The 21,437-nt window shown below is 66.9% G+C and carries 28 protein-coding genes; 17 read left to right on the top strand and 11 right to left on the bottom strand.

Annotation, left to right across the window (positions count from 1 at the left end):
- Positions 1-43: 43 nt before the first annotated feature.
- Positions 44-874 (bottom strand): WcbI family polysaccharide biosynthesis putative acetyltransferase, encoded by an 831-nt coding sequence (locus tag ACLJRM_RS33465; RefSeq protein WP_410665404.1) that lies wholly within the window; start codon positions 872-874, stop codon positions 44-46.
- 228 nt (positions 875-1,102) lie between these two features.
- On the opposite strand from ACLJRM_RS33465, the gene ACLJRM_RS33460 reads away from it, so the two are divergent.
- Genes ACLJRM_RS33460 through ACLJRM_RS33450 form a run of 3 tightly spaced genes read left to right on the top strand, consistent with a single transcriptional unit; the run spans position 1,103 to position 4,430 of the window.
- Complete coding sequence (locus ACLJRM_RS33460) at positions 1,103-2,140, top strand: glycosyltransferase (RefSeq protein WP_410599755.1); 1,038 nt, start codon at positions 1,103-1,105, stop codon at positions 2,138-2,140.
- The gene (locus ACLJRM_RS33455; protein WP_410665350.1) at positions 2,137-3,138 is read left to right on the top strand and encodes a hypothetical protein; all 1,002 of its coding nucleotides are present in this window, start codon (positions 2,137-2,139) and stop codon (positions 3,136-3,138) included. The genes ACLJRM_RS33460 and ACLJRM_RS33455 overlap by 4 nt, the downstream gene beginning before the upstream one ends.
- Complete coding sequence (locus ACLJRM_RS33450) at positions 3,132-4,430, top strand: glycosyltransferase family 2 protein (RefSeq protein ID WP_410665349.1); 1,299 nt, start codon at positions 3,132-3,134, stop codon at positions 4,428-4,430. Before ACLJRM_RS33455 ends, ACLJRM_RS33450 begins: the two co-directional genes overlap by 7 nt.
- On the opposite strand, the gene ACLJRM_RS33445 is transcribed toward ACLJRM_RS33450, so the two are convergent.
- Together ACLJRM_RS33445 and ACLJRM_RS33440 are read right to left on the bottom strand one after the other, a co-directional pair.
- Entirely contained in the window at positions 4,414-4,620 is a 207-nt protein-coding gene (locus ACLJRM_RS33445; protein ID WP_410665348.1) for a hypothetical protein, read from the bottom strand. The two genes, ACLJRM_RS33450 and ACLJRM_RS33445, sit on opposite strands and share 17 nt — an antisense overlap.
- Positions 4,621-4,711: 91 nt before the next feature.
- Entirely contained in the window at positions 4,712-5,593 is an 882-nt protein-coding gene (locus ACLJRM_RS33440) for a UbiA family prenyltransferase (RefSeq protein WP_410665347.1), read from the bottom strand.
- Positions 5,594-5,629: 36 nt separating this feature from the next.
- Between ACLJRM_RS33440 and ACLJRM_RS33435 the strand changes: the two genes are divergently transcribed.
- From ACLJRM_RS33435 to ACLJRM_RS33405, 7 genes are all read left to right on the top strand, one after another.
- The gene (locus ACLJRM_RS33435) at positions 5,630-6,688 is read left to right on the top strand and encodes a type III polyketide synthase (RefSeq protein ID WP_410665346.1); all 1,059 of its coding nucleotides are present in this window, start codon (positions 5,630-5,632) and stop codon (positions 6,686-6,688) included.
- On the top strand, positions 6,682-7,203 hold the full coding sequence (locus ACLJRM_RS33430; RefSeq protein ID WP_410665345.1) for an isoprenylcysteine carboxyl methyltransferase family protein: 522 nt from the start codon (positions 6,682-6,684) through the stop codon (positions 7,201-7,203). The genes ACLJRM_RS33435 and ACLJRM_RS33430 overlap by 7 nt, the downstream gene beginning before the upstream one ends.
- A complete protein-coding gene (locus ACLJRM_RS33425) occupies positions 7,196-8,233 on the top strand; it encodes an NAD(P)/FAD-dependent oxidoreductase (protein ID WP_410665344.1) in 1,038 nt (345 codons plus the stop codon). The genes ACLJRM_RS33430 and ACLJRM_RS33425 overlap by 8 nt, the downstream gene beginning before the upstream one ends.
- The gene (locus ACLJRM_RS33420; protein WP_410665343.1) at positions 8,233-9,378 is read left to right on the top strand and encodes a geranylgeranyl reductase family protein; all 1,146 of its coding nucleotides are present in this window, start codon (positions 8,233-8,235) and stop codon (positions 9,376-9,378) included. The genes ACLJRM_RS33425 and ACLJRM_RS33420 overlap by 1 nt, the downstream gene beginning before the upstream one ends.
- A gap of 105 nt (positions 9,379-9,483) precedes the next feature.
- Positions 9,484-9,819: a sigma factor gene (locus tag ACLJRM_RS33415; protein WP_410665342.1), complete on the top strand. Its 336-nt coding sequence runs from the start codon at positions 9,484-9,486 to the stop codon at positions 9,817-9,819.
- Entirely contained in the window at positions 9,816-10,058 is a 243-nt protein-coding gene (locus tag ACLJRM_RS33410; protein ID WP_410665341.1) for a hypothetical protein, read from the top strand. The genes ACLJRM_RS33415 and ACLJRM_RS33410 overlap by 4 nt, the downstream gene beginning before the upstream one ends.
- On the top strand, positions 10,055-10,246 hold the full coding sequence (locus ACLJRM_RS33405) for a hypothetical protein (RefSeq protein ID WP_410665340.1): 192 nt from the start codon (positions 10,055-10,057) through the stop codon (positions 10,244-10,246). The genes ACLJRM_RS33410 and ACLJRM_RS33405 overlap by 4 nt, the downstream gene beginning before the upstream one ends.
- Before the next feature lie 120 nt (positions 10,247-10,366).
- Here ACLJRM_RS33405 and ACLJRM_RS33400 read toward each other — a convergent pair whose 3' ends face one another.
- From ACLJRM_RS33400 to ACLJRM_RS33385, 4 genes are all read right to left on the bottom strand, one after another.
- A complete protein-coding gene (locus tag ACLJRM_RS33400; RefSeq protein WP_410665339.1) occupies positions 10,367-10,474 on the bottom strand; it encodes a DUF6480 family protein in 108 nt (35 codons plus the stop codon).
- A gap of 27 nt (positions 10,475-10,501) precedes the next feature.
- Positions 10,502-11,548 carry an esterase/lipase family protein gene (locus ACLJRM_RS33395; RefSeq protein ID WP_410665338.1) on the bottom strand — a complete coding sequence of 349 codons (1,047 nt, stop codon included), beginning with the start codon at positions 11,546-11,548 and terminating at the stop codon, positions 10,502-10,504.
- Positions 11,549-11,573: 25 nt separating this feature from the next.
- Positions 11,574-12,635: a fatty acid desaturase family protein gene (locus ACLJRM_RS33390; RefSeq protein ID WP_410665337.1), complete on the bottom strand. Its 1,062-nt coding sequence runs from the start codon at positions 12,633-12,635 to the stop codon at positions 11,574-11,576.
- A 178-nt stretch (positions 12,636-12,813) separates the two neighbouring features.
- Complete coding sequence (locus ACLJRM_RS33385; RefSeq protein WP_410665336.1) at positions 12,814-13,512, bottom strand: GAF and ANTAR domain-containing protein; 699 nt, start codon at positions 13,510-13,512, stop codon at positions 12,814-12,816.
- Between the two features lie 139 nt (positions 13,513-13,651).
- Between ACLJRM_RS33385 and ACLJRM_RS33380 the strand changes: the two genes are divergently transcribed.
- Together ACLJRM_RS33380 and ACLJRM_RS33375 are read left to right on the top strand one after the other, a co-directional pair.
- On the top strand, positions 13,652-14,626 hold the full coding sequence (locus ACLJRM_RS33380; RefSeq protein WP_410665335.1) for a MerR family transcriptional regulator: 975 nt from the start codon (positions 13,652-13,654) through the stop codon (positions 14,624-14,626).
- Between the two features lie 158 nt (positions 14,627-14,784).
- On the top strand, positions 14,785-15,240 hold the full coding sequence (locus tag ACLJRM_RS33375) for an STAS domain-containing protein (RefSeq protein WP_410665334.1): 456 nt from the start codon (positions 14,785-14,787) through the stop codon (positions 15,238-15,240).
- 110 nt (positions 15,241-15,350) lie between these two features.
- On the opposite strand, the gene ACLJRM_RS33370 is transcribed toward ACLJRM_RS33375, so the two are convergent.
- On the bottom strand, positions 15,351-15,590 hold the full coding sequence (locus ACLJRM_RS33370) for an SDR family NAD(P)-dependent oxidoreductase (protein WP_410665333.1): 240 nt from the start codon (positions 15,588-15,590) through the stop codon (positions 15,351-15,353).
- A 533-nt stretch (positions 15,591-16,123) separates the two neighbouring features.
- On the opposite strand from ACLJRM_RS33370, the gene ACLJRM_RS33365 reads away from it, so the two are divergent.
- From ACLJRM_RS33365 to ACLJRM_RS33355, 3 genes are read left to right on the top strand one after another with little or no spacing between them, the layout of a single operon-like run.
- Positions 16,124-16,285 carry a hypothetical protein gene (locus ACLJRM_RS33365; protein ID WP_410665332.1) on the top strand — a complete coding sequence of 54 codons (162 nt, stop codon included), beginning with the start codon at positions 16,124-16,126 and terminating at the stop codon, positions 16,283-16,285.
- A gap of 31 nt (positions 16,286-16,316) precedes the next feature.
- Positions 16,317-16,652, top strand: a complete 336-nt coding sequence (locus ACLJRM_RS33360) for a hypothetical protein (protein ID WP_410665331.1) — start codon at positions 16,317-16,319, stop codon at positions 16,650-16,652.
- Positions 16,649-17,587, top strand: coding sequence for an anti-sigma factor RsbA family regulatory protein (locus ACLJRM_RS33355; protein WP_410665330.1), 939 nt, complete (start codon positions 16,649-16,651; stop codon positions 17,585-17,587). The genes ACLJRM_RS33360 and ACLJRM_RS33355 overlap by 4 nt, the downstream gene beginning before the upstream one ends.
- A 42-nt stretch (positions 17,588-17,629) precedes the next feature.
- Here the strand turns inward: ACLJRM_RS33355 and ACLJRM_RS33350 are convergent, their stop codons facing one another.
- The 3 genes from ACLJRM_RS33350 to ACLJRM_RS33340 all read right to left on the bottom strand — a co-directional run bounded on the left by ACLJRM_RS33350 (position 17,630) and on the right by ACLJRM_RS33340 (position 19,356).
- Complete coding sequence (locus ACLJRM_RS33350; protein ID WP_410665329.1) at positions 17,630-18,352, bottom strand: GAF and ANTAR domain-containing protein; 723 nt, start codon at positions 18,350-18,352, stop codon at positions 17,630-17,632.
- A gap of 147 nt (positions 18,353-18,499) precedes the next feature.
- Positions 18,500-19,183 carry a MerR family transcriptional regulator gene (locus ACLJRM_RS33345; protein ID WP_410665328.1) on the bottom strand — a complete coding sequence of 228 codons (684 nt, stop codon included), beginning with the start codon at positions 19,181-19,183 and terminating at the stop codon, positions 18,500-18,502.
- A complete protein-coding gene (locus ACLJRM_RS33340; RefSeq protein WP_410665327.1) occupies positions 19,180-19,356 on the bottom strand; it encodes a hypothetical protein in 177 nt (58 codons plus the stop codon). The genes ACLJRM_RS33345 and ACLJRM_RS33340 overlap by 4 nt, the downstream gene beginning before the upstream one ends.
- Before the next feature lie 381 nt (positions 19,357-19,737).
- On the opposite strand from ACLJRM_RS33340, the gene ACLJRM_RS33335 reads away from it, so the two are divergent.
- Positions 19,738-20,292 carry a GAF and ANTAR domain-containing protein gene (locus tag ACLJRM_RS33335; RefSeq protein WP_410665326.1) on the top strand — a complete coding sequence of 185 codons (555 nt, stop codon included), beginning with the start codon at positions 19,738-19,740 and terminating at the stop codon, positions 20,290-20,292.
- A 493-nt stretch (positions 20,293-20,785) separates the two neighbouring features.
- Positions 20,786-21,406: an ANTAR domain-containing protein gene (locus ACLJRM_RS33330; RefSeq protein ID WP_410665325.1), complete on the top strand. Its 621-nt coding sequence runs from the start codon at positions 20,786-20,788 to the stop codon at positions 21,404-21,406.
- Positions 21,407-21,437 lie beyond the last annotated feature (31 nt).

Below are 21,437 nucleotides of genomic sequence, written 5' to 3'. Positions count from 1 at the left end.
CCCGCCGTCTGCCCTCGTCGCGCACTAAAGCGGCTTTCGACGGTCACAGGCCGAGCAAGGCCATCTGGTCGCGGTGTCGTGAAATGCCCGCTTCTACCCACTGTGGGTGTCGCTCGTACCACCGCGTGTGCTCCTTCCACAGGAAATGCTCCTCGACCGGTTCTCCCGCCATCGACCAGGTCGAGCGAATCGCGGCTTTCAAGCCCAGCGCTGTGATCACTCGTTCGCTGAGCGGAGCGTGAATGTCGTTCAGTAGCGGACGTCCCGGATCGGTGGCGTCGCCGGGCAGGTCCAGGGCCCTTTGCAATCGGCGCGCCAAACCGAGCAGGACGCTGTTCCCGGGATGGTTCGGTGTGCGCATCGCGTCGGCCCCCGCGCGCACGAGCAGGTCCGAAACGGCCACATCGGCCGTGGCACGCTCCCGGCGACACATCTCGGCCTTCGACATCTCGGCCACGGCGACCACCTTGTCGGCGGACGGTCCGGTGTGGACATCCGACGGACGGCCCGCGAGCCGGGAGATCAGCCGCAGATCGTGGTACGGCACGACAGGAGGTACCACCGACCGATTGTCGGGATGCCGAACGATCGCCGTGAAGGGATGCAGCCCTCCATAACGGACGACCGGCCATCGCACCGTCCTCGCCGACGACGGAAGCCGTTCCGCCAGCTGGGCCGTGCCCACCGGAAGACCGCGATAGTCCGACCGTACCGACTGAGTAAGCAAGATTTCCGTTCTTTTCAGCATCGCGTCTAGATGGTCCATGTCGTTCGAAACGAGTTCGTGTACCGGTGGTACCCGCACCAAGGTGCACGGAAACGATTTCGACGTCGCCAACATGACGCGTACCGACTCGGCTTGGCAGTTCCCCATCACGAGAGCGATCGGCGCCTTCGACGCGGGGCCGTCGTAGAAGGCCCGATAGTGCGCGAACCGGCCGTGATCCATGACCTCATCATCGCCGAAGGGCCTATCTCCGCCTAGCGAAACACTCTGCCACGGAAATCACCGGTCCCTGATGTTTGAAAAGGCCCGGAGTGGCTACCGGAGAACATTCCCGCCTCGATGTTTGAGCACGATGAATCCGGCTATCTTCCGCAGGTGCGAACTCCCCTCGCCGTGGCCTCTGTCCCGGCCGGGCATTCTTATGTCCGGCACACCTCCGACAGGACCACGGCGCAAGACTTCCGTGTCCTGCCCGATCCGCCCGTGCCCGGCGCACCGTCCGGTCAATGGTGGCCACATCGGATGCTGGAGCCGTCTTGGTTGCGAGCACGGCATCGGCGATTCGACCTGCTTCATCTGCATTTCGGTTACGAGCACCGCACTCCGGACGAGTTGCGAGAACTGGTGGGCACCCTGCGTGCTCGAGGGAAACCCCTCGTCCTGACCGTGCACGACCTGCGCAATCCCCATCAGGCCGATCCCGCACCGCATCGTGCGGCTCTGGACGTCCTGGTTCCGTCGGCGGACGCCGTGATCACCTTGTCCCGGGGCGCGGCCGACCGGATCACCGCGATATGGGGACGCCCTGTCGAAGTCATCCCGCATCCGCACGTCGTCGATCCGGAACGGATGCGTCGCGTGGCCGGGCGCGGCGGCGAAAACCCCTTCGTCATCGGTGTACACGCGAAAAGCATGCGGGCCAACTGCGACGCGATCGCCATCGCCGAGCAACTCGCCGAGACCGTCTCGTCGTTACCCGGTGCCGAACTGTCCGTGCTCGCTCACGACGACGCCCACGGTTTGCGAGCCGCCGACGAGCTTCGACGGCGCGGTGTGGCGGTCCAGGTACGGCCGCCGTTCTCCGACGCCGAACTGTTCGACTATCTCGAGAGCCTCGACGTCTCAGTGCTGCCTCATCGCTTCGGCACGCACTCGGGGTGGCTCGAGGCCTGTTACGACTTGGGGACCACCGTGCTGGCTCCGGATTTCGGTTTCTACCGGGAACAGGCTCCCTGTCTGCTTTACTCGCGCACCGAGACCTCTCTGGACCCGCTCAGCCTCGACGCCGCGGTCCGGCAGGCTTACACCGAGCGGCCGCGGTGGCGTGCCGACCCGGGACTGCGCGAGACCGGCCGAATCGCCATCGCCCGCGCGCATTTCGACGTCTACCGCGCGGTGGTGAACGGAAGATGAGGTTCCAGACCTACGCGCCGGGTCCACCGGGACACGGTGTGGTCCGCCACGCGCGGTCGGTCGCCGGGCTTTGCACGATCCACGGAGCGGTCAGCACGGAGGACGAGCCGGATCTGACGCACGCCCACTTCACCGACGCGCTCTTCGGAGACACGATCGAGAAGGCCGCGGTCAATTTCCGAAAGTGGATGGCAGGCGTACACCGCCCGTTGGTGGTCACCGTGCACGACGTACCGGACCCGTTCGGCCGGAGCCGTCGCGACCAGGCCCGCTGCCGGGGTTACGCGGACGTGCTGGAGGCGTGTGACGCGGTGGTCGTCTCCGCCTCGCACGAGGCCCGCAAGGCCGCCGCGTTGACCGGGAAACCCATCTACCGGATCGACCTTCCCCTGCCTCCTGAACCGTTCTCCGTCCACGATCACCCGCTCATCGAGCCGGTACCGTCGCTCGTACTGCTTGGCTACCTTTACCCGGGCAAGGGGCACCTCGAGGCCATCGATCTCGCCGCCGCCGTAGGCCGTAACCGGGCGAGCGGGCCGCCTCTCGTCGTGGCCGCAGGATCCGTGAGCGCCGGTCACGCCGACTTGCTCGACCGGGTTCGACGGCACGCCGCTCGGCGCCGCGTCCCGTTCCTGCTCACCGGCCACCTGAGCGACGCGGAATTCACCGATCTGGCCTGTTCGGCACGGGTACCGGTGGTGCTCAACCGCACTGTCAGCGCTAGCGGATCCCTGCTTTCCTGGTTGTCGTGCCGTCGACGACCGGTGACCTGGTCAGGCCACTACACCAGGGAAATAGCTCGACGGCACCCAGGGACCGTGCTCTTGGGCGGATCGAAACGCGAGCTGGCCGAGCATGTCGTCCGAGCGCTGGACGAGCCCGAGACGACGCGGTCGAGTTCCCGTCCGCAGTGGACCGATACCGGTGCTGAGCATGTGTCGCTGTATCGAAAAGTGCTCGCCGAGGCCGGTCGTCACTCGGCGGTGGCGCCATGCTGACCGACATCCTGGTCCCCCGCAATCGCTGGGACTTGCTGGCGCCCTATCCACGCTCCACGCCGACCGTCACCGTCATCGTGACGCACTTCGAGCAGCACCATCTCCTTCCTAGAATGGCTTTGGCGCTTCGGCGCCAGACACTGCGCCCCACCCAGGTGATCCTTGCCGACGACGGCTCAGCGACCGAACCGGACTTCAAGGTCCAAGACGTCGAAACCCTCGTGGTGAGTCAACCCGACGAAGGTTTCCGCGCCGCGGCGATCCGGAATCTCGCCGCGCGGAACAGCACCGGTGAGGTGCTGGTCTTCCTGGACGCCGACACCGTCCCCGAACACGGCTACCTCGAAAAGATGGTCCGCCACATTTCCCGCTGTCCCGACGTGCTCGCCACAGGACACCGACGGCACACCTCGTTCGCGGGACTTCGAGACGACGAACAACCCGGGGCCGCGGACGCACTCGATGAACCCCGCTGGCTGAAGGACGCTTATGCCGACACCGCGAATCTTCTACACTCTGACGGCCGTAGCTTCCGGTTCATGATCGGAGCGGTTCTGGCCTGCCGCCGGGAACTGTTCCTCGATATCGGCGGCTTCGACGAGCGGTTCGTGGGTTACGGCGGCGAAGACTGGGATCTCGCGTACCGCGCTTGGAACGCGGGCGCGGTCTTCGTGCACGAACACGAGGCCGTCGCGTGGCACGACGGGCCGGATTGGGCAGGCCGGGACGAGGACAGCGAAATCCTCGACCGCCAAAGCGCACGGCTGGCCAGTGTGATCCCTGAGCCTTCCACTCGCGGAGCCCCGCTGAACGGACTCATCTCCGATGCCCTGATCACGGTGCGCTCCGCGGGGAAATTCAGTGACGTGGTGCGCACCGTGCACTCACTGCTGCGACAGACCCATCGCGACCTGCGAGTTCGGCTGTGGCCGCAGGACGACCGCCTGACGGAGATCTACGAAGGCGTCGTCCAATCCGCGCCGTGGACGGAAGATCAGCTCAGACGGGCACGGGTGCTCGTGGACGTCTACGAACCACTGCCCCGATCTGCCGTCCGGCGGGTGGTCGAAGCGCTGACCGTGTCCGACAACGGACAGGTCGAACTGATCCGGGAAGAACAACTCGCCGGTGTCGCATGGTCCACTCGAGCCATCGGACGCGCGCGGCGGTGGTCGCCCCGATTCACCCGGGGCGAGATACTGGAGCGCGCGTTCGGAACCGATCGCCTTCTCGTCGAGGCGGAAAACGACCGGACACGCACTTTGGACGGGTTCTTCAGTCGTTGGCACTGAACCGAAGCGCTCTCGGCGTCGGGGTTGTTCGCCTGCAGATTCCCAGCGTCGTGAACTCGGTGCCGTCCAGGATCTTGGCGAGATCCTGGAACCGCTGTCTGTCTCCTTTGAGCCGGCGGTCGAGAATTCCGGGCTCGTCGCCGGCATTCTCCGAAAGCTCTTCCTGGTCTATGCGCATCCGAACCGTCACTCACTTGGCATACCCCGGCCGTTCGGGTCGAAACGAGGACCTCGATTTCCGCCTTCCCGGACGCTCCACGTGGGGCGCGGCGAACCTCGGCTCAAGTCGTTGTCGTGATCAGCAGCACGACGTCGAGGATCGCGATCACGATCGTCAGCCGGAACGCCACGGGACTTCGTGGTGCGCGGACGGCCGACAGCGCGGTCGCGGCGGCCAGCGCGATCCCGGCGGCCGACACGGTCAGCGCGAACGTCGATGACGTGGTCGCCGGGGCGACGCCCAGGATGACCGACGCGGCGGCCAACGCGGCGGCCATCACGATGACCCCGGCGGTGGCCCCGAGCCGGTGCGGAAGTCCACGAACTCCGGTTTCCGCGTCCGTTCGCAGGTCGGGAAGTACATTCGCGAAATGCGCGCCGAGCCCGAGCAGTGCTCCGGCGACCGGTATCCACCACGGAGGCCACGGTTGTCCGGGTAGCGCGGCGTACGGTGCGATGGGCAGGGCTCCGAAGGCGAGCAGATACGTCGCGCCGGACCAGATCGTGGATTTGAGGCCGAGGTTGTACGCCCATCCGGCCGCGACACCGATCAGCAGGGCCGCCGCCGCGAACAATCCGAGCAGCGCGGACAAGACGATCGTCGCCGCCAGGGCGGTCGACGCGGCGACCGCGATCACCACCACCGGGACCGTCCCCGCGGCGACCGGTTTGTCGGTGCGGCCGACGGCGCGATCGCGGGCCGCGTCGATCCAGTCGTTGGACCAGCCGATCGACAACTGCCCGGTCAGCACCGCGGCACCGAGCAGGACCACCTCGCCCACGCCGAGTCCGGTTCCGGCGGCCAGCAGGACGGCCACCGCTGTCACCGCCAGTCCCGGAACGGGGTGGCACGCACCGGCGAGACCCAGCAGCATTCCTCGCCGTCGCGGCGATGTCGCCGTCCGGCCGGGCGCGCCATCGGGTGTGGTCGGGAAGCCGGTCATCTGCCAAGTGTAGGCGGAGGTCGTACCGTGAAAGAGGTGACGACAATTTCAGCGGTCCACGGTGTACTTCCGCGACACCGTTATCCGCAGGCACAACTGACCGAATTGTTCGGGCGGCTGTGCCTGCCGGACAAGGCCGCGCGAGCGGTGGCGAACCGGTTCCACGCCAGTGCGCGGGTCGCCACCCGTCACCTGGCGTTACCCATCGAACGCTACGAAGCGATCGACGATTTCACGGCGGCGAACGACGCGTTCCTGTCGGCCGCGGTCGATCTCGGCTGTGAAGCCGCGCTCGCCGCCCTCGCCGACGCGGGACTCACACCGTCCGATGTGGACCTTGTGATGTCCACGACGGTGACCGGATTCGCGGTCCCTTCCTTGGAGGCGCGTATCGCCTCACGGATCGGGATGCGCCCGGACGTCAAACGTCTGCCTCTCGTCGGTCTCGGCTGCCTCGCCGGCGCCGCGGGCATCGCGCGGCTGCACGACTTTCTGCATGGCTGGCCGAATTCGGTGGCGATGCTGGTGTCGATCGAGCTGTGCTCACTCACCGTCCAGCGCAAGGACGCCAGCGCCGCCAACATGATCGCGTCCGGACTTTTCGGTGACGGAGCCGCCGCGGTGATCGCGGTGGGCGAGGGTCACTCGACCGCCGCGGCGGGGCCCCGGGTAGTGGATTCGGTCAGTCACCTGTACCAGGACACCGAACGCGCGATGGGCTGGGACATCGGCAGCACGGGTTTGAAGATCGTGCTGGGCGCGGAGGTCCCGGATCTGGTGCACGAGTACCTGGCGGGTGATGTCGAGCGGTTGCTGGCCCCGCACGGACTCAAGACCGGTGACATCGCCCGCTGGATCTGTCACCCCGGCGGCCCGAAGGTGATCGAAGCGATCCAGACCGAACTGGGGCTGGACGAGGACGACCTGGCGATGACCTGGCGCTCCCTGGACCGGATCGGGAACCTGTCGTCGGCCTCGGTGCTGCACGTGTTCGCCGACACGCTCGCCGACCGGCCCGCATCCGAAGGCGACTGGGGTGTGGTGATGGCGATGGGCCCGGGTTTCTGCGCGGAGTTGGTGTTGCTGCGATGGTGAGTCAGATCTGGTACACGGTCCTGGTCGGCTTGGTCTCGGCGGAACGGCTGGCCGAACTGGTGGTCGCGAAACGCAATCTGGCGTGGAGCCTGGCCCGAGGCGGCCGCGAAACCGGGTTCGGGCACTACCCCTTCATGGTGGTGCTGCACACCGGGCTCCTGGCCGGTTGCCTGCTCGAAGTGTGGCTCGCCGACCGTCCGTTCACCGCCGTGGTGGGCTGGCCGATGCTGGCCCTGGTGATCGCGTCGCAAGCGCTGCGATGGTGGTGCATCCGTGTCCTCGGCCGTCAATGGAACACCCGCATCGTGGTGGTCCCCGGCCTTTCCCGCGTCACCGGTGGTCCGTACCGCCTGTTCCCGCATCCCAACTACGTCGCCGTCGTCGTGGAGGGCTTCGCCCTGCCGCTCGTGCACGACGCGTGGATCACGGCCGCGGTGTTCACCGTGCTCAACGCCGGACTGCTGACGGTCCGGATCCGCGCCGAGAACCAAGCGCTGAAGTCAGCACATGCCTGAGCGTCTGCACGACGTGGTCATCGCCGGCGGCGGTCCCGCCGGACTGGCTGTCGCACTCGGGTGCGCGCGGGTCGGCCTGGACGTGGTGGTGTGCGAGAAACGCGCCGGGGTGATCGACAAGGCGTGCGGGGAAGGACTGATGCCGGGCGCCGTGCGAGCTTTGACCGCGCTCGGAATAGATCCGCCGGGGCACCCGATCGACGGCATCACCTACCGCCAGGGCCCGGGCACTTTCGTGCACGCCTCGTTCCGTGCGGGGCCCGGAAGAGGCGTGCGGCGCACCGCGCTGCACCAAGCCTTGCGCACCGCAGTGGACCGGCACGGCGTACCGATCCTGCCGACGGCGGTCACCGACGTGACGCAGTACGACGACCACGTGCGGGCGGGCGGACTGCGGTCGCGCTATCTGGTCGCGGCCGACGGTCTGCACTCCCCGCTCCGGGCTCTCGCCGGTCTCGGCACCACGAATTCGGTGGACACCCCTCGCTGGGGGCTGCGCCGCCACTACGCCCTCGCCCCCTACACCGACGCGGTCGAGGTGACCTGGGCGGCGCGGTCCGAGGCCTACGTGACACCGGTCGGAACGGACACCATCGGCGTCGCGATCCTGTCCTCGGTCCGCGGCGGGTTCACCGACCACCTCACCGCGTTCCCCCACCTCGCGGCACGACTGGCCGGGGCGGAACCGGTGTCGTCGGTCCGGGGCGCGGGTCCGCTCCGGCAACGGGCGTCGGGCCGGGTCGCGGGGCGCGTCCTGCTCGTCGGGGACGCGGCCGGGTACGTCGACGCCCTCACCGGCGAAGGTCTCGCGGTGGCACTGGCCACCGCGGCCGAACTCGTCCGCTGCCTGCGCGCGGATCGTCCCGCCGACTACGACCGTGCCTGGAAACGGACCTCGCGGCGGTCACGGTGGTTGACCGAAACCCTGCTCTGGGCACGCGGACGACCGGCGCTCTCGCCGCGGATCGTTCCGATCGCCGCCCGGGCACCGCGGCTGTTCGCCGCCGCCGTCGACCAGCTCGCGCACTGATGAACGCCGCGGAGGACTGGGACCTCGTGATCGTCGGCGCCGGTCCGGCAGGGTCGTCGGCGGCGATCGCGGCCTTGCGGGCCGCCCCCGCCGCACGCGTACTGATGCTGGACACCGCCGGCTTCCCCCGCGACAAGGTCTGCGGCGACGGTGTCGCACCACACGCGATGGACGTTCTCGCCGGACTCGGTATCGCCGTCGCCGGGCTTTCGGCGGACACCGAACCGGTCACCGCGCTACACCTCACGTCACCGGAAGGTGTCCAGGCGAAACGGGACTTCCGGCGACCGGCGGCTGTCATTCCCCGCGCGCTCTTCGACGCGAGGCTCGTGCACGCCGCCCTGGACGCGGGCGTGGTCCTGCGGCGCCACCGTGTCCGCGCACTCGTCCAGAACGACGACCAGGTCCTCATCGACGGCACGATCCGCGCCCGGACGGTCATCGGCGCGGACGGCGCGGAATCCGTCGTGCGACGCCAGTGCGGTGCCGGCCACGCACAGGCAGGCACCGTCGCGATCGCTTTGCGCGGTTACACCGGTTCGGAGCCGTGGCCCGCCGGCGAGCAGCGACTCGTCATGGCCGCCGCGCACTGGCCCGCCTATGCCTGGGTGTTCCCGATCGGTGACGGCACCGCGAATGTCGGCTACGGGGAACTCATCCGTGCCACACCACCGTCCCGGGCCGAGCTGACCGCGCGGCTGCACACGCTGCTGCCGGACCTCCCTCCACTGGCGTTGCGCGGGCACCGCCTTCCCCTGTCCCCCGGCCGGCCCCGCGTCGCGCACGGCCGGGTTCTGCTGGCGGGTGATGCCGCGTCACTGATCAACCCGCTGACCGGGGAGGGCATCTACTACGCGGTCCTCTCAGGCGCTTTGGCAGGCACCGCCGCCACGAGACCCGAGCCTGCGCACGCGTATCGCCGAGCCTTGCGACACCGCCTCGGCAGGCACTTCCGGCACACCGATCTGCTCGCCCGGTGCACCCGCCGGTCATGGCTGGTCGACATTGCCACCGCGGCAGCTCGCGACAACCGGCACGCCTTCGACAGCCTCGTCGAAATCGGCCTCGGAGCGGGCACACTCGACAGCCCCTTGGCCAAAGCGATGATCACCGCGGCAGCGCTCCGACGGCAAAAAATGCGCTGACAGGCGTCAAGATGTGTTTACCGGCCGACCGCCGGGGTAACTCCTGATCACAAGGACTGCCCCAGTCCCGGCGGTGTGAGTCTGTCCCTCCACTTGGGAGCCGTCATGGTGACCGACACCGGCAATCCGGCACTCGTGCAGCGAGCGGGGCAAGGTGACACCGCCACGTTCGCCGAACTGTACGACCGCACCTCGCAGGACGTGTTCAGGCTGGTCCACAGCATCCTGGGCGACGCGGGATCGGCCGAAGACGTCGCCCGCGAGGTGTATCCAGAGCTGTGGCGCACAGCGCCCGGCTACGACCCCGGCGACCCGATCACGTTGATGATGACCATGGCCTGCCGATACGCGCTCGAGCAGGTCCGAAATCGTCGACCTCGTGACAATGCACCAACACCAACATCGCGAGCCGAGTCTCGACCGCGGGAGGACGTACGATGACCGACTTAGCGCCGGTAACGCCGGAGACCTGTTCCTTCCGCTCGACCGACGCGGTGCTGCTGTTCAGCCGTCGTGCGCTGACCGCCATCCACCATGCCACCAGCCACGGACTGTTCACCCAGAGCGAAGCCTCCGCAATGGCGAACCGCGTACGCACTCTCACCGCCGAGGTACTGCTCTCGCTGACGACGGAATCCACTTCGGGCATCCATGCTCGTCTCACGCGGGAAGCCTCATGAGCTGGCAGATCCACGTCGCTCCCGGGCAGCGGTCCCCGCTGACGCCACTCACCCTGGTCTCCAACGAAGCGGGGAAGGTCCTGGACTTGTACTCGGACAGGGGTTACGACGTCGAAAGTGCCGCCGACGGCCGGGTACTGTTGCGCGGCCCTCGCGGCCGTCTCACGCTCACGGTGCCGCCGCGGTAGCGATGATCAGAGCAGATCGAGTGCACGCACGAGGAAGAAGCCGGCCACGCCCAGAACGACGACTCCGATGACGACGATCGTGATGATCGCGGGGATCCGCGACGGAATCGGTTGCGAATGCTACAAGCCGGACGTCTGCCCGGCATCCGGCGGAGTTTCCCCGGGTTGGACGGAGCCGCCCGGCTCCAGGTCGGGAACGTCTTGTGGTTCTGGTCCGGGAGTTGTCATGAGTCTCCTTCGATGGCGGTTTCGTCGCTACCAAGTGACGTTCTGAACGGATTCGTCGACACAGAGCCAGTCAAGGATTGTTTCGTATACGAGGTCGTGGTGGAGCAGGGCGAAGTGATTGAGCCCGCCGAGCCAGACGATCTCGGCTTCCTCGGTCAGTTCCCCGGCCACGACGGGCCTGACGAGCAGATCGCCGAGCAAACGACCCCAGGTACTTCCTTCCTGGCGTGACAGCGTCGCGGATACATACAATCGGCGGATTCCGGTGACAGGAAGGGGTTCAGCCTCCACCGAAGGCTGGGTGGAGGTGGCCCATTGCCGGTGATGCAGATAGCCGTGCGCGAGGTCTTGAATACCGTCGCTGCGCAGAGCGAACAGTTTGGTCAGCGGGGACGTCATCGAAGTCTTGCCAGACAGTGCCGCGAGCTGAGCGACGCGCCGTTCCAACGGCGCGCCGCTGTGCGGTGTGCCCAGACAAACCAGCCGCGTCACGGTGGAAAGCCACGAGACGTTCTTCTCTTGCGCCTGATACAGGGCACTCCGTGCCACGAGACCGCCCATCGAGTGTCCGACCAGAGCGATGTCGGTGACGGGTACCGGCCATGCGGCAATCAGCCCAGAGAGCAGTGCCACGAGGTCGTCGCCGTTCTCCGAGACGTGACGCCCGGAGTTGTACCGCACATACACCGGAGTGCTACCGAGATCACCTGACAGCCTGGCCCCGAAATCACCCTGCGGCGGAGATCCGCGGAACCAGCACAGTTCGGTCTCCACCAATCCGTGCAGGAGCACCACCATGCGACCGCTTGCCTCCGGGAAGGCCGCTCTGACAGAACGCCGGTCGAGGCCGATCGGTCGCCGCTCGACGCGGACGGTCATCCCGCGGCGACCCGCCGGCACCCGCGTGCCGAACATGCCGTCGGCGACGCCGGCAAGGTGGTGCCCGGTGGCCGATTCCAGAATCGAACCGGTCCAGTAATCCCGCGTGAACACGATGGGCAACCGGGAGGTATCCGGCGCCAGCGTGGCAACGACGTTCACGATCTCTCTCGCTATCGAGAGCACCTTCTTCATCACCGTGCTTCTTCCTCGGCCGCTGTCAGATGCCGGGCTCCGCGCCGGAGTTCGTCTTCGTAGAGCGAAGCGGCGCGCTGACGTCGCGCAGATGCCGCAGGACATGGCGATAGGTACCGAACAGTCCACATTGGGCGTAGTCGATCCCGTGCCTAGCGCAGAAATCGCGGACCAAGGGCTGCGCGCGACGCAGGTTGCCGCGCGGCATGCTCGGGAACAGGTGGTGCTCGATCTGGTAGTTCAGGCCGCCGAGGGCGAAATCGACCCACGGTCCGCCGCGGACGTTGCGGCTGGTGAGGACTTGCTTGCGGAGGAAGTCGAGTTTGGTCTTATCAGTGTAGGTGGGCATGCCCTTGTGCCCCGGAGCGAACGAACATCCCATGTAGACACCCCAGAGACCCTGGTGCACGGCGATGAACGCGAGTGCCACAGGCGGCGACATCACCAGGAAGACCGCACCCAGATAAACGGTGACGTGCGCGGCCATGAGCGCCGCCTCCACCCTGCGGTGTTTGACCTCGCCACGCCACACCGCTTGGATTCCCGCCCAATGCAGGCTGATTCCCTCCAGCGTCAGGAGCGGAAAGAACAGCCCCGCCTGATGCCGGGTGGTCCAGCGGACGAAACCGCTTTTGTCGCCCAGTTGCGCACGGGTGAAGGCGAGCAGCGGGATGTCGAGGTCAGGATCGTCGTCTTCGTGGTTGGGGTTCGCGTGATGCCGGGTGTGCTTGCCCATCCACCAGCCGTAACTCATGCCGACGATCGCGCCGAAGGCAGTGCCGATCCGGTCGTTGGCCCGTCCGGTGCGGAAGATTTGATTGTGTCCCGCGTCGTGGCCGAGGAACGCGATCTGAGCGAACAGCGCCGCGAAGAACACCGCGGTGGCGAGCTGCCACCACGAATCTCCCAGCGCTACGAACGTGACACACCCGCCGGCCAGAGTGAGCAGGGTGAGACTGATCTTGGCCGCGTAGTAGCCATATCTGCGGTCCAATAAGCCTTCGTGCCGGATCAGGCCGGCGAGATCGCGGAAAGTATCGCGTGCGTGGCTGTCGCGAATCGACGGTATCGCTGATGAGGTGACCATGGGCGCCCTTCCCGGACTTTGCGGTGCCGGGGCTGGGGCGACCGTGCAGATGAACGGTGGCGGCCGGCTGGTTGCTCAACCGACCACCACCGTGTTCGTTTACCCCCTCGAATACTCTTTCAACCGGCATCGACCTCGGAAAAGTCGTGATCGGAGACGGACTTCCCCGACGCCGGGCTCAGAGTTCGCTGTGATGCTCGATGAGCCAGGAGGCGACCCGGTGAAGTTTCACGTTGCTGGCCTGCGAGGACTCGACGAGCATGCGGAAAGCGTGAATCGCGTCGACACCGTGGCGCTGCATGAGGATGCCTTTCGCCATGCCGATGACGTCCCGGTGTTCCAGTGCGGCGTGCAGCCGCGCTTCGGTCTGCGCTCCGGCGAGCGCGATCGCCGCGTGCGTGGCGAACAGCTGACCGTCACGTTCGGTCTGGTCGCTGAACGCGTCGAGATCGTGGGAATAGAGGTTCAGCGAGCCCAGCGTCGTGCTGGTGTCGAACAGCCGGTAAGCCAGCATCGAACGCATACCGGTGGCCGCCGCGGCAGGCGCGAACTCGGGCCAGCGGCGCTCGACGGCAAGATCACCTGTGCGGTAGATCCGGTGCTCGCTGATGGCATCGACGCAGGGGCCCTGACCAGTGCGGTACTGCATGTGGTCGATCGTGACGACCACCTCCGCAGTGGGTGCCACCGTGCGGATCCGCTGACGCGGTTCGACCAGTGAGATCCCTGCGTGTTCGGCACCATCGACATGCTCCACAGCCGACTTGACGATCGCCTCCAGAGTCGAGTCGACATCCGGTGCGGCCTGCAACGCTCGCGCGATCACCATGAGGATCCGCCCCAGGTCATCATCGGCCCGGTGCTCGGATTCGGCCATGGTCAGCTCCCTGTGCGATGTGCCCGTTCCCGGCTCATCGGATAATTTCTCCGGGCGGACATCTCGAAACTAGAGTGCCCGCATCGTTTTGTCATCGTTTGACCTCGGTACCACGGATGGGACAAGGGACACTGATGTGATGGACGGCCTTGGCGCGACTCGGGACACCACCACCGCACACGACGCGGTATGGACGCCGGGAGCGGTGGCCAGACAACTCGGTATCGCACCCTCGACCCTCCGCAGCTGGCATCGCCGCTATGGCGTCCCCGCCGCCACCGGCGGCTCCGGGCCGCACCGCCGTTACAGCGAGCACGACCTCGCCGCGCTGACGCACATGCAGGAGTTGATCGCCGACGGTGTCGGCGTCCCCGCCGCGGCCCGCCTGGCCTTCCCCATGACGGGCACCTCCCCCGCGGTCGACGCTTTGGTCACCGCGGCACTGGACCTGGACGCCGACCTCCTGCTGACCATTCTCGACGCCCGGATAGCCAAGGATGGCGTGAGCGGCACATGGGAGCGCTGGTGCCGTCCCGCGCTGGCCGTGTTCGGCGGTCGCTTGGACAGTGGCAGAGAGCACGTCGGCGAGTGCATCGATGTGCTTCACCTTCTGGCGTGGGCGATCTCTGCCGCGTTGCAGAGCGTGCGTGGTTCCGCCTCCGAACTCGGGAACCCCACCGTGTTGTTGGCCTGCGTGCCCGGGGAGCATCACACCTTGCCGCTCGAGGCGCTGCGCGCCGTCCTCGCCGAGAACGCGATCCCGGCCCGCCTGCTCGGCACCGGTCTTCCCGCCACCGCAATCTCGCGGGCCCTCAAACGCACCGCCGAGCCCGCTGACGCACTGGTGCTGTGGTCCCAGCGTCCCGGCGCGACGCCCTTCTCGATCGCGCGGGCCTGCCAGGCACGCGGAACAAGCCTGTTCCTCGCCGGACCCGGCTGGACCTCGCCCGCCCCGAGCGGCCTTCCCCTGGTGAACAGCCTCGACGAAGCCGCCTCGGCCTTGAGGGCCTGCGCCTTGAGGCACGGAACAGATCAGCTGGAAACGACGCACAACCGATGCGGGGGCATCGGACGAAGGGCGATTTCCCTATCGCTCGCCACCGATCCGGCGTAGCCTGAAGTTTGCGTGAGATTGAGACCGCCAGCTCGCGTGAACGACGCGAAACCCGCAGCCCACTACTTTTTGGGCGATGCGGCGGCGAGTTCACCAGTGCGCGAACCGTGCGGTTCACCCGTTGCCCGTTTCGTCCCCCGCCCCCGGGAGACATAGCCATGCACGACCTGTCCGCGGCCGCATGCCGCCCCCAAGACACCTCCAGCGTCGCGAACTCTTCCGCGATCACACCGCCGAGCGGGCAACAGCTCCAAGTGTCGAGAACCCACCGAAATCCAGGCGTCGTGATCGTCACCGCGGCGGGGGAAATCGATCTCGCCACCGCAGGGCAGCTCGGAAAAGAGCTGTGGCAGGACCTTCCGGCGACCACGGTGCTCGACCTCACCGGCGTGAATTTCCTCGGCGCCGCCGGCCTGTGGGTGATCGAGTCGACCGCCGGTCGGGCGCGTGCCGAGCGCCGCCGGTTCGGCGTCGTCGCCGGCACGCACGTGGTCCAGCGCGTCCTGCACCTCTTCTCCGTGGAAACACGCGTCCCGCTCTACCTCCGCCTGGCGAACGCGATCAGGGAGCTGCCGGGCACACCGCTCCCGCCAGCCCATGGTGGACACTCCTAAACGTCACCGGCCAGCGTCAGTACTGCCCCGAACTACGTCTACCTGTACCAAACCGACCACCTTCGCGATGGCAAGTGGCGCTCGCTGGCCAACGCCAGGAACACTTGCGGCTACACCATCCGCACCCGCATGATCTGGGCCAGCTCCGCGATTTCGTCGAGGGCGTCGACGACCGTGACGTCAGCCTGTCCTCCGGCTGCTCGGATCTCTTCGGCGAGCTTCGACAGCGCAGGCTCGTGGCGTCCGGTGAGGAAGACGCGGGCGCCGCGCGCGGCGAACTCCGTGGCGACACCGCCGCCGATCGATCCACCGGCGCCGTAGATGAGCGCGTTCTTGTTCTCGAGGCTCATGGGGCGCCCCATCCGCGTAGGTCGTTCGTGGTGCTCGACCGTTGAGACGCAGAAGGTGACCGAAACCTATCGGGCCTCAGGAGATCATCAGCGGCAGACCGAATGCGGTGAACAGATGCGGTTCGAGAGTGATGATCTCGGCGACCTTCATCCTCGACCCGCAGCACGTCGAGAGCCTGTGGCGGGTAGATCCGGGTGCCGGGCCGACGAACGTACCCTACCGCCGCGGGGTCCCCGTTGACGCTGGTCGGGAAGTATTTCCACGCACCGAGGTAAGTTAATGAGGCAGGCCAGTACGGCTCCTTGAGCAGCTCGTCCATGACTCGGATGTCGCCGCTGCCGGTGGCCGCGGCCATGTAGTTCGGAGGCAATTTGCAACACCGTGGTCGGGTCGAGCGACACTGATGTTCATGACCGACGACACCACACCGCCCTCGTCTTCCCTCGGGGTTCCTGCCCCTCCGCCCGGCGTGTCAGTGCGGGTGGTGCCGTTGCGGAAATTGTCGCCGAAGACGATGTGATGGACCGCGGTCGTGATCGTGGTGCTGACCGCGGGCGCGGTGGTGGTGTTGTGGTGGCCGGCGACCACCGGGCTGAACGGGGCCGACCTCGTAAAAGCGCGACAGGAGGCGTTGAAGATCGGGCTGAGCATCGGAGTGGGCAGTGGCGGCGTGGTCGCGCTATATCTGGCGTGACGGGGGGCGGGCGGGGCCTAGGCTTGCGTCTGTGAGTTCCTCGCACACCAGCCAGTTGCATGTGGTCCGGCTACCCGGCCAGAGAGGACTGCGGGTGATCGGAGAGGTGGCCCCGTACACTTGGGACATTTGGCGCACCGCGCTGAAGCCGGTGGCCGTCGACGCCGTACCCGGCAAGCTGGACCTGGCCCGCCTGGCGTTCATCGACACCCACGGCACGACCCTCTTGCTCGACACGGCCCGACGCCGTTCCCACCCGGCATCTCTCACTCTCACCCGGCTACCGAAAATCCTGGTCAGGATGCTGCCCCTGCTGTGCACGCCCGAGACGGCGAAGATCCTCATCGACGAGCAGGCAACGTCATGAGCGTCCTCGCCGAGGCACCTGGTGCCGAACCGTTCGTGCATCCCGCCCTGTTCTATCGGGGATCCGGGGAATACCTGGCGGGCACGGTCCCCTTCGTCATGTCCGGGCTCGCCGCAGACGAACCCGTCGCCGTGGCCGTACCCGGGGAGAACCTCGCCCTGCTGAGTGCCGAACTGGGCCCCCATGCCGAACGAGTGCACCTGCTGGACATGGGCGTCGCCGGGCGGAACCCCGGCCGGATCATCCCTGGTGTGCTGCGCGCGTTCGCCGACGCCCATACCGGGCGGCGCGTCCGCATCATCGGCGAGCCCATCTGGCCGGGACGCACCGATCAGGAGTACCCCGCCTGCGTCCAGCACGAAGCGCTGATCAACCTCGCCTTCGCCGGATGCGATGTCACGATCCTCTGCCCCTACGACACGCAGAACCTCCCGGCGGCGGCGCTGGCCGACGCCGAAGCGACCCATCCGCTCCTCATCGACGACACCGGCCAGCGAGCAAGCACGGCCTACGACCCCGAGCGTGTCATCGCCGACTACAACCGGCGACTGACCGAACCCGCGGACGCCACCGCACTCTCCGTCGACGCCACCAACCTCGCCCAGGCCCGCGCACTCGCGCGTGCCCAGGCCGACCGGGCGGAGCTCTCGGACGGCCAGACGGACGACCTAGAACTTGTCGTCACCGAACTGATCACCAACAGCGTCGACCACGGCGGCGGGTCGGGCACGCTACGGATCTGGACGACCGACCAGCATCTCGTCTGCGAAGTCCACGACCGCGGCACCCTGACCGACCCCCTGGCCGGCCGGCGCCCCGCCACACCCGGCCAACTGCGCAACCGAGGCCTGCTGCTGGTCAATCACATGGCCGACCTCGTCCTCGTCCATACCGGTGTCCACGGCACAACCATGCGCGTTCATTTCCAGCTGTGAGCGGAGCGGTTTCGACTACAGAGCGTGTCATAAAACACGCTCTCAGTCTGACGGCGAGGGCGGTGGTTGCAGGTCGTGGCGATGCTCGACGAGCCACGTGGCGACCTGGTGCAGCTTCAGCCGGGTGACTTGAGTGGCCTCGACGAGCAGCCGGAACGCTTGCACGGGGTCGAGGTCATGCCGGGTCATCAAAATACCTTTGGCCATTCCGATGACGTCGTGCCGTTCGAGCGCCAAGTGCAGCCGGGCTTCGGTTTGGGCTCCGGCCAGCGCGACAGCGGCGTGGGAGGCGAACACCCTGCCATCCTGCTCGGTCTGATCGCTGAACGCGTCCACCCGGGTCGCGTAGAGATTGAGCGCACCAAGGGTCGTCTCACTGATGAACAACCGGTACGACAGCATCGACCGTATCCCGGTCTCGACGGCCGCAGGAGTGAAAGCGGGCCACCGGCCCTCATTGGTGAGGTCGCCGGTGCGGTAGACCTGGTGTTCGGCGATCGCGTCCAGGCACGGGCCCTGCCCGGCCCGATACTGCACCTCGTCGATGGTGACCACCACCGGATCCGTGGGCGCCACCGTCCGGATTCGGCGACGCCGCTCGACCAGGGAGATACCGGCGTGCTCGGCACCGGTGACATGGTCGACGGCGGTCTTGACGATCGCCGCGAGAGTCGTGTCGACGTCGGGTTCGGCCTGCAGCGTGCGCGCGATGTCGCCGAGCACCGCACCCAGCCCCTCACCCGCGAGGTTGTCAAGGTGTGACACAGCCACCTCACTCTGGTCGCTTGAGACCAGCGTAGCCACCGCGGAGAAGAACAAGCACCTCAAAGTCGACTTGTTACTCGGGCCCAGGGTTGTCACAGGACACCGTCAGGCCGGTTCGAGCGGGGGACGCCTCCTCTCGTCCGCCGATCACGGATATTCGCGCACTTCACCTGAATTCGGACCGAGTCCGAAATTGGTAAAGATGGAGAGCGCGTGAGTGATGCTGGTCAGACTGATCACACCCGGATAGGGCGTGATCCAGCCGGGTCCCGGCACGAAGAGTTCGATCCCGCGGACTGCGCAGGCTTTGCGGATGGCCGCGGGAAGGGCGATCGGCCGGTGGCTCCACAAAATGAGCGCGGCGGCGGGCTGGATGGTCCGGTGCAGCGCGTGGAGCAATGCGCTGATCGGCAGGTTGGCGCCAAAGCAGTGAACGGGTATGTGCCGATCACCCAGCGCCGCGCGCAGGGCTTCCAGGGGAAGGGTGTGGCGTTCGCCGGGCATGCAGGCCAACAGAACCGGTGGTCTACAGGGTGTTGCGGGACTGGGCGAACGAATCCGGTGCAGTGCGATGGTGATCGCCGAGGACAGCAGATGAACCACATCGACGCAGCGTTTGACGTGCTCGCTCGCGGAGTTCGCCGGGCGCGACCAGGGGCGGCCGGCACCACTGGTCCAGGTGGCGGCGACCCCAACGCGGGCGATATACGCCTCGAGGACGGCGACGAGGGTGTCGGCGTCCAGGCGTAACGCGGCGGCCACCAGTTCTGCCGAGTCGGCGTCGGGCGTGCCGGAGGTGCCTACCTGCTGGGCGGCGGAGGCGACGCTCATGCCTCTTTGGTGACGAGTTGCCGCATCCGCGCGAGGACGGTGAGTTCGGCCTTGCTGTAACGGCGATGCCGGCCGTGACCTCCCCCGGTGACCGGGAGCCGTAGCGGCGATGCCAGCTGCGCAGGGTCGAGGGCGGCATCCCGAGTAGCCGCGCGGCCGCGCCAGGTGTCCATGTCGTCTCGGCTGAAGGTGGGGAGCCGTTCGGGCTGGTGCCGACCCTCGGAGTCGTTGTCTCCGGCTTCCTGTGCGTGGTGATTGAGGTCTATGTCTTCGTGGTCCCCGGTGAAGCGATGACAAACGACGCAGAGGTTGCCAGCCTCGACTACGAGAAAGAGCGGGCGCTACCCTCCGTTAACGGCAGGCGGCTGCGATGTCGAACACGACAGCCGAGCATGCGAATGCCGGGCCTCTCGTCGTCAACAGGAAGGAATCGCTGGTGAGCGATGATGTCAGAGTTCCCGAGGACAGCCTGAGTGCTGTCCTCGGCGCGATCGCCCGAACACTGCAGGCCGAAACCGACGTCGAGGCGACACTCGCCGAGCCAGACGTCGCCGGTGCCGGTCGCGACCGTGGCCGAACCGCTCACCGACGACGCTTCGACGGAGCCGCTGCCGGTGCGCAGTTGCAGACCGGACAGGGTCGGCCCGAGCTTGATGGCGCCGGTGCCGGTGCGGACGATCGCCGAACATCGGGTGTTCCGCACCGGTGACCTCACCGCCGAAAACCGCTGGCCCGCGTTCACTCTCGACGCCGCGGCCACCGGGATCCGGTCGATGCTGGCCTACCGGCTGTTCATCATCAACACCACACTCGGGTCGCTGAACCTCTACTCCCCCAAGGTCGACGCCTTCAGCGACCAGACCGTCGAGGACGGCAGCGTGTTCGCCGCTCACGCCGCCATCGCCCTGATCGGCGCCCAGAACGAAGCCCGCCTCCACGCCGCCATGGAGAGCCGCGACATCATCGGCATGGCCAAAGGCATCCTCATGCTCCGTCACGGTCTCAACCCCCTCCAAGCCTTCCAGCTCCTGGTCGAAACCTCTCAGACCACCAACATGAAATTGCACCAGGTCGCCTTCTGGCTCGTCGAGCACTATCAGGAGCTGTAGAACTCGTTGCGGCGGCGGCCACCGCGGACGTGACGCGTAGCCACCACCACAGCTGGGTATGAGCACAACAGGTGACCGGCCGGTTAAGCAGCAGCCGGCTGGTTGCCGCCGCCGGAGATCAGGCACGTCCGCGTGCTCGCCAGTGACACGCGAAATCGAGGCTCGCGACATTCGCCGCGACCGAACAACGGCCCTGAACGGCAGGGGTTATTGTCTGCTCGCAGAGCTGGTGCCTCGCTCCCGATCCGGCGTTGACACTAGCGAGGACAAAATCATCGCTTGACACGCCCGTAGTCGACGGAAAGCGTGGAAAAGTAGCCTTTCTGCGCGGAACTTCTCACTATGCCGGAAAGTGGGGTGACAAGGTTGAAAATACCGTCTCTGTCGACTATTTCACGCCCATCCTTCTGTGCCTATTCTGTGTGAGGCTGAACGGATTGCCGTTGCCGACGGAAGGGACTGGCTGTGTCTCACCCTGAACATGGAGGCTGGGATGAGGCTGACCGATGATCACATCGCGCTGCTGGGCGTGGACGGGATGACGGTATCGGCGACGGCGAACAGGACAGCGGAGCTGGCATGGTCGTCCGACGAGGCCAGTGCCCGGCTCGACGACGAGCAGTTCACCTTCGGCGAAGGCCCCGTGATCGACGCCATCGACACCGGCGCACCGGTACTGTGCTCTTCCTTGGACGTGACCGGGCGCTGGCCCGGTTTCACCGCCGCCGCCCTGAAAAGGGACGTGCACGCTGTCTTCGCGTTCCCGGTGATGCTCGGCGCGATCAGCATCGGCGCACTGATGTGTCATCGGCGTGCGGCCGGGTCGATGGACAAAGCCGCGGTGACCACGGCACTGGCGCTGGCCGATTCCCTCACTCCGGCGTTGTTGACCAATCCGGACGACTCGGAGGCGGAAGTGTGGTCGCAGCAGCTCCATCGTGCCGAGATCCACCAGGCCGCCGGGTTCATCAGCGTGTACTTGGACGTTTCGCTGGTCGAGGCACTGTCCAGGCTGCGGGCCCACGCGCTCAGTCAGGAACGACCGATCGTCGAAGTGGCACGAGACGTTGTCGCCAGGCGCCTCAAGCTGCCACGGGACCTCCACCATTCTTGACCGGCACGAAGCCAGGACAAAGAAACGGCCA

It is taken from the genome of Amycolatopsis sp. lyj-84 (genome assembly GCF_046549075.1).
Classification (GTDB): Bacteria; Actinomycetota; Actinomycetes; order Mycobacteriales; family Pseudonocardiaceae; genus Amycolatopsis.
Note: the sequence above shows the minus strand (reverse complement) of the source record. Positions and strands in the feature narration are given on the sequence as shown.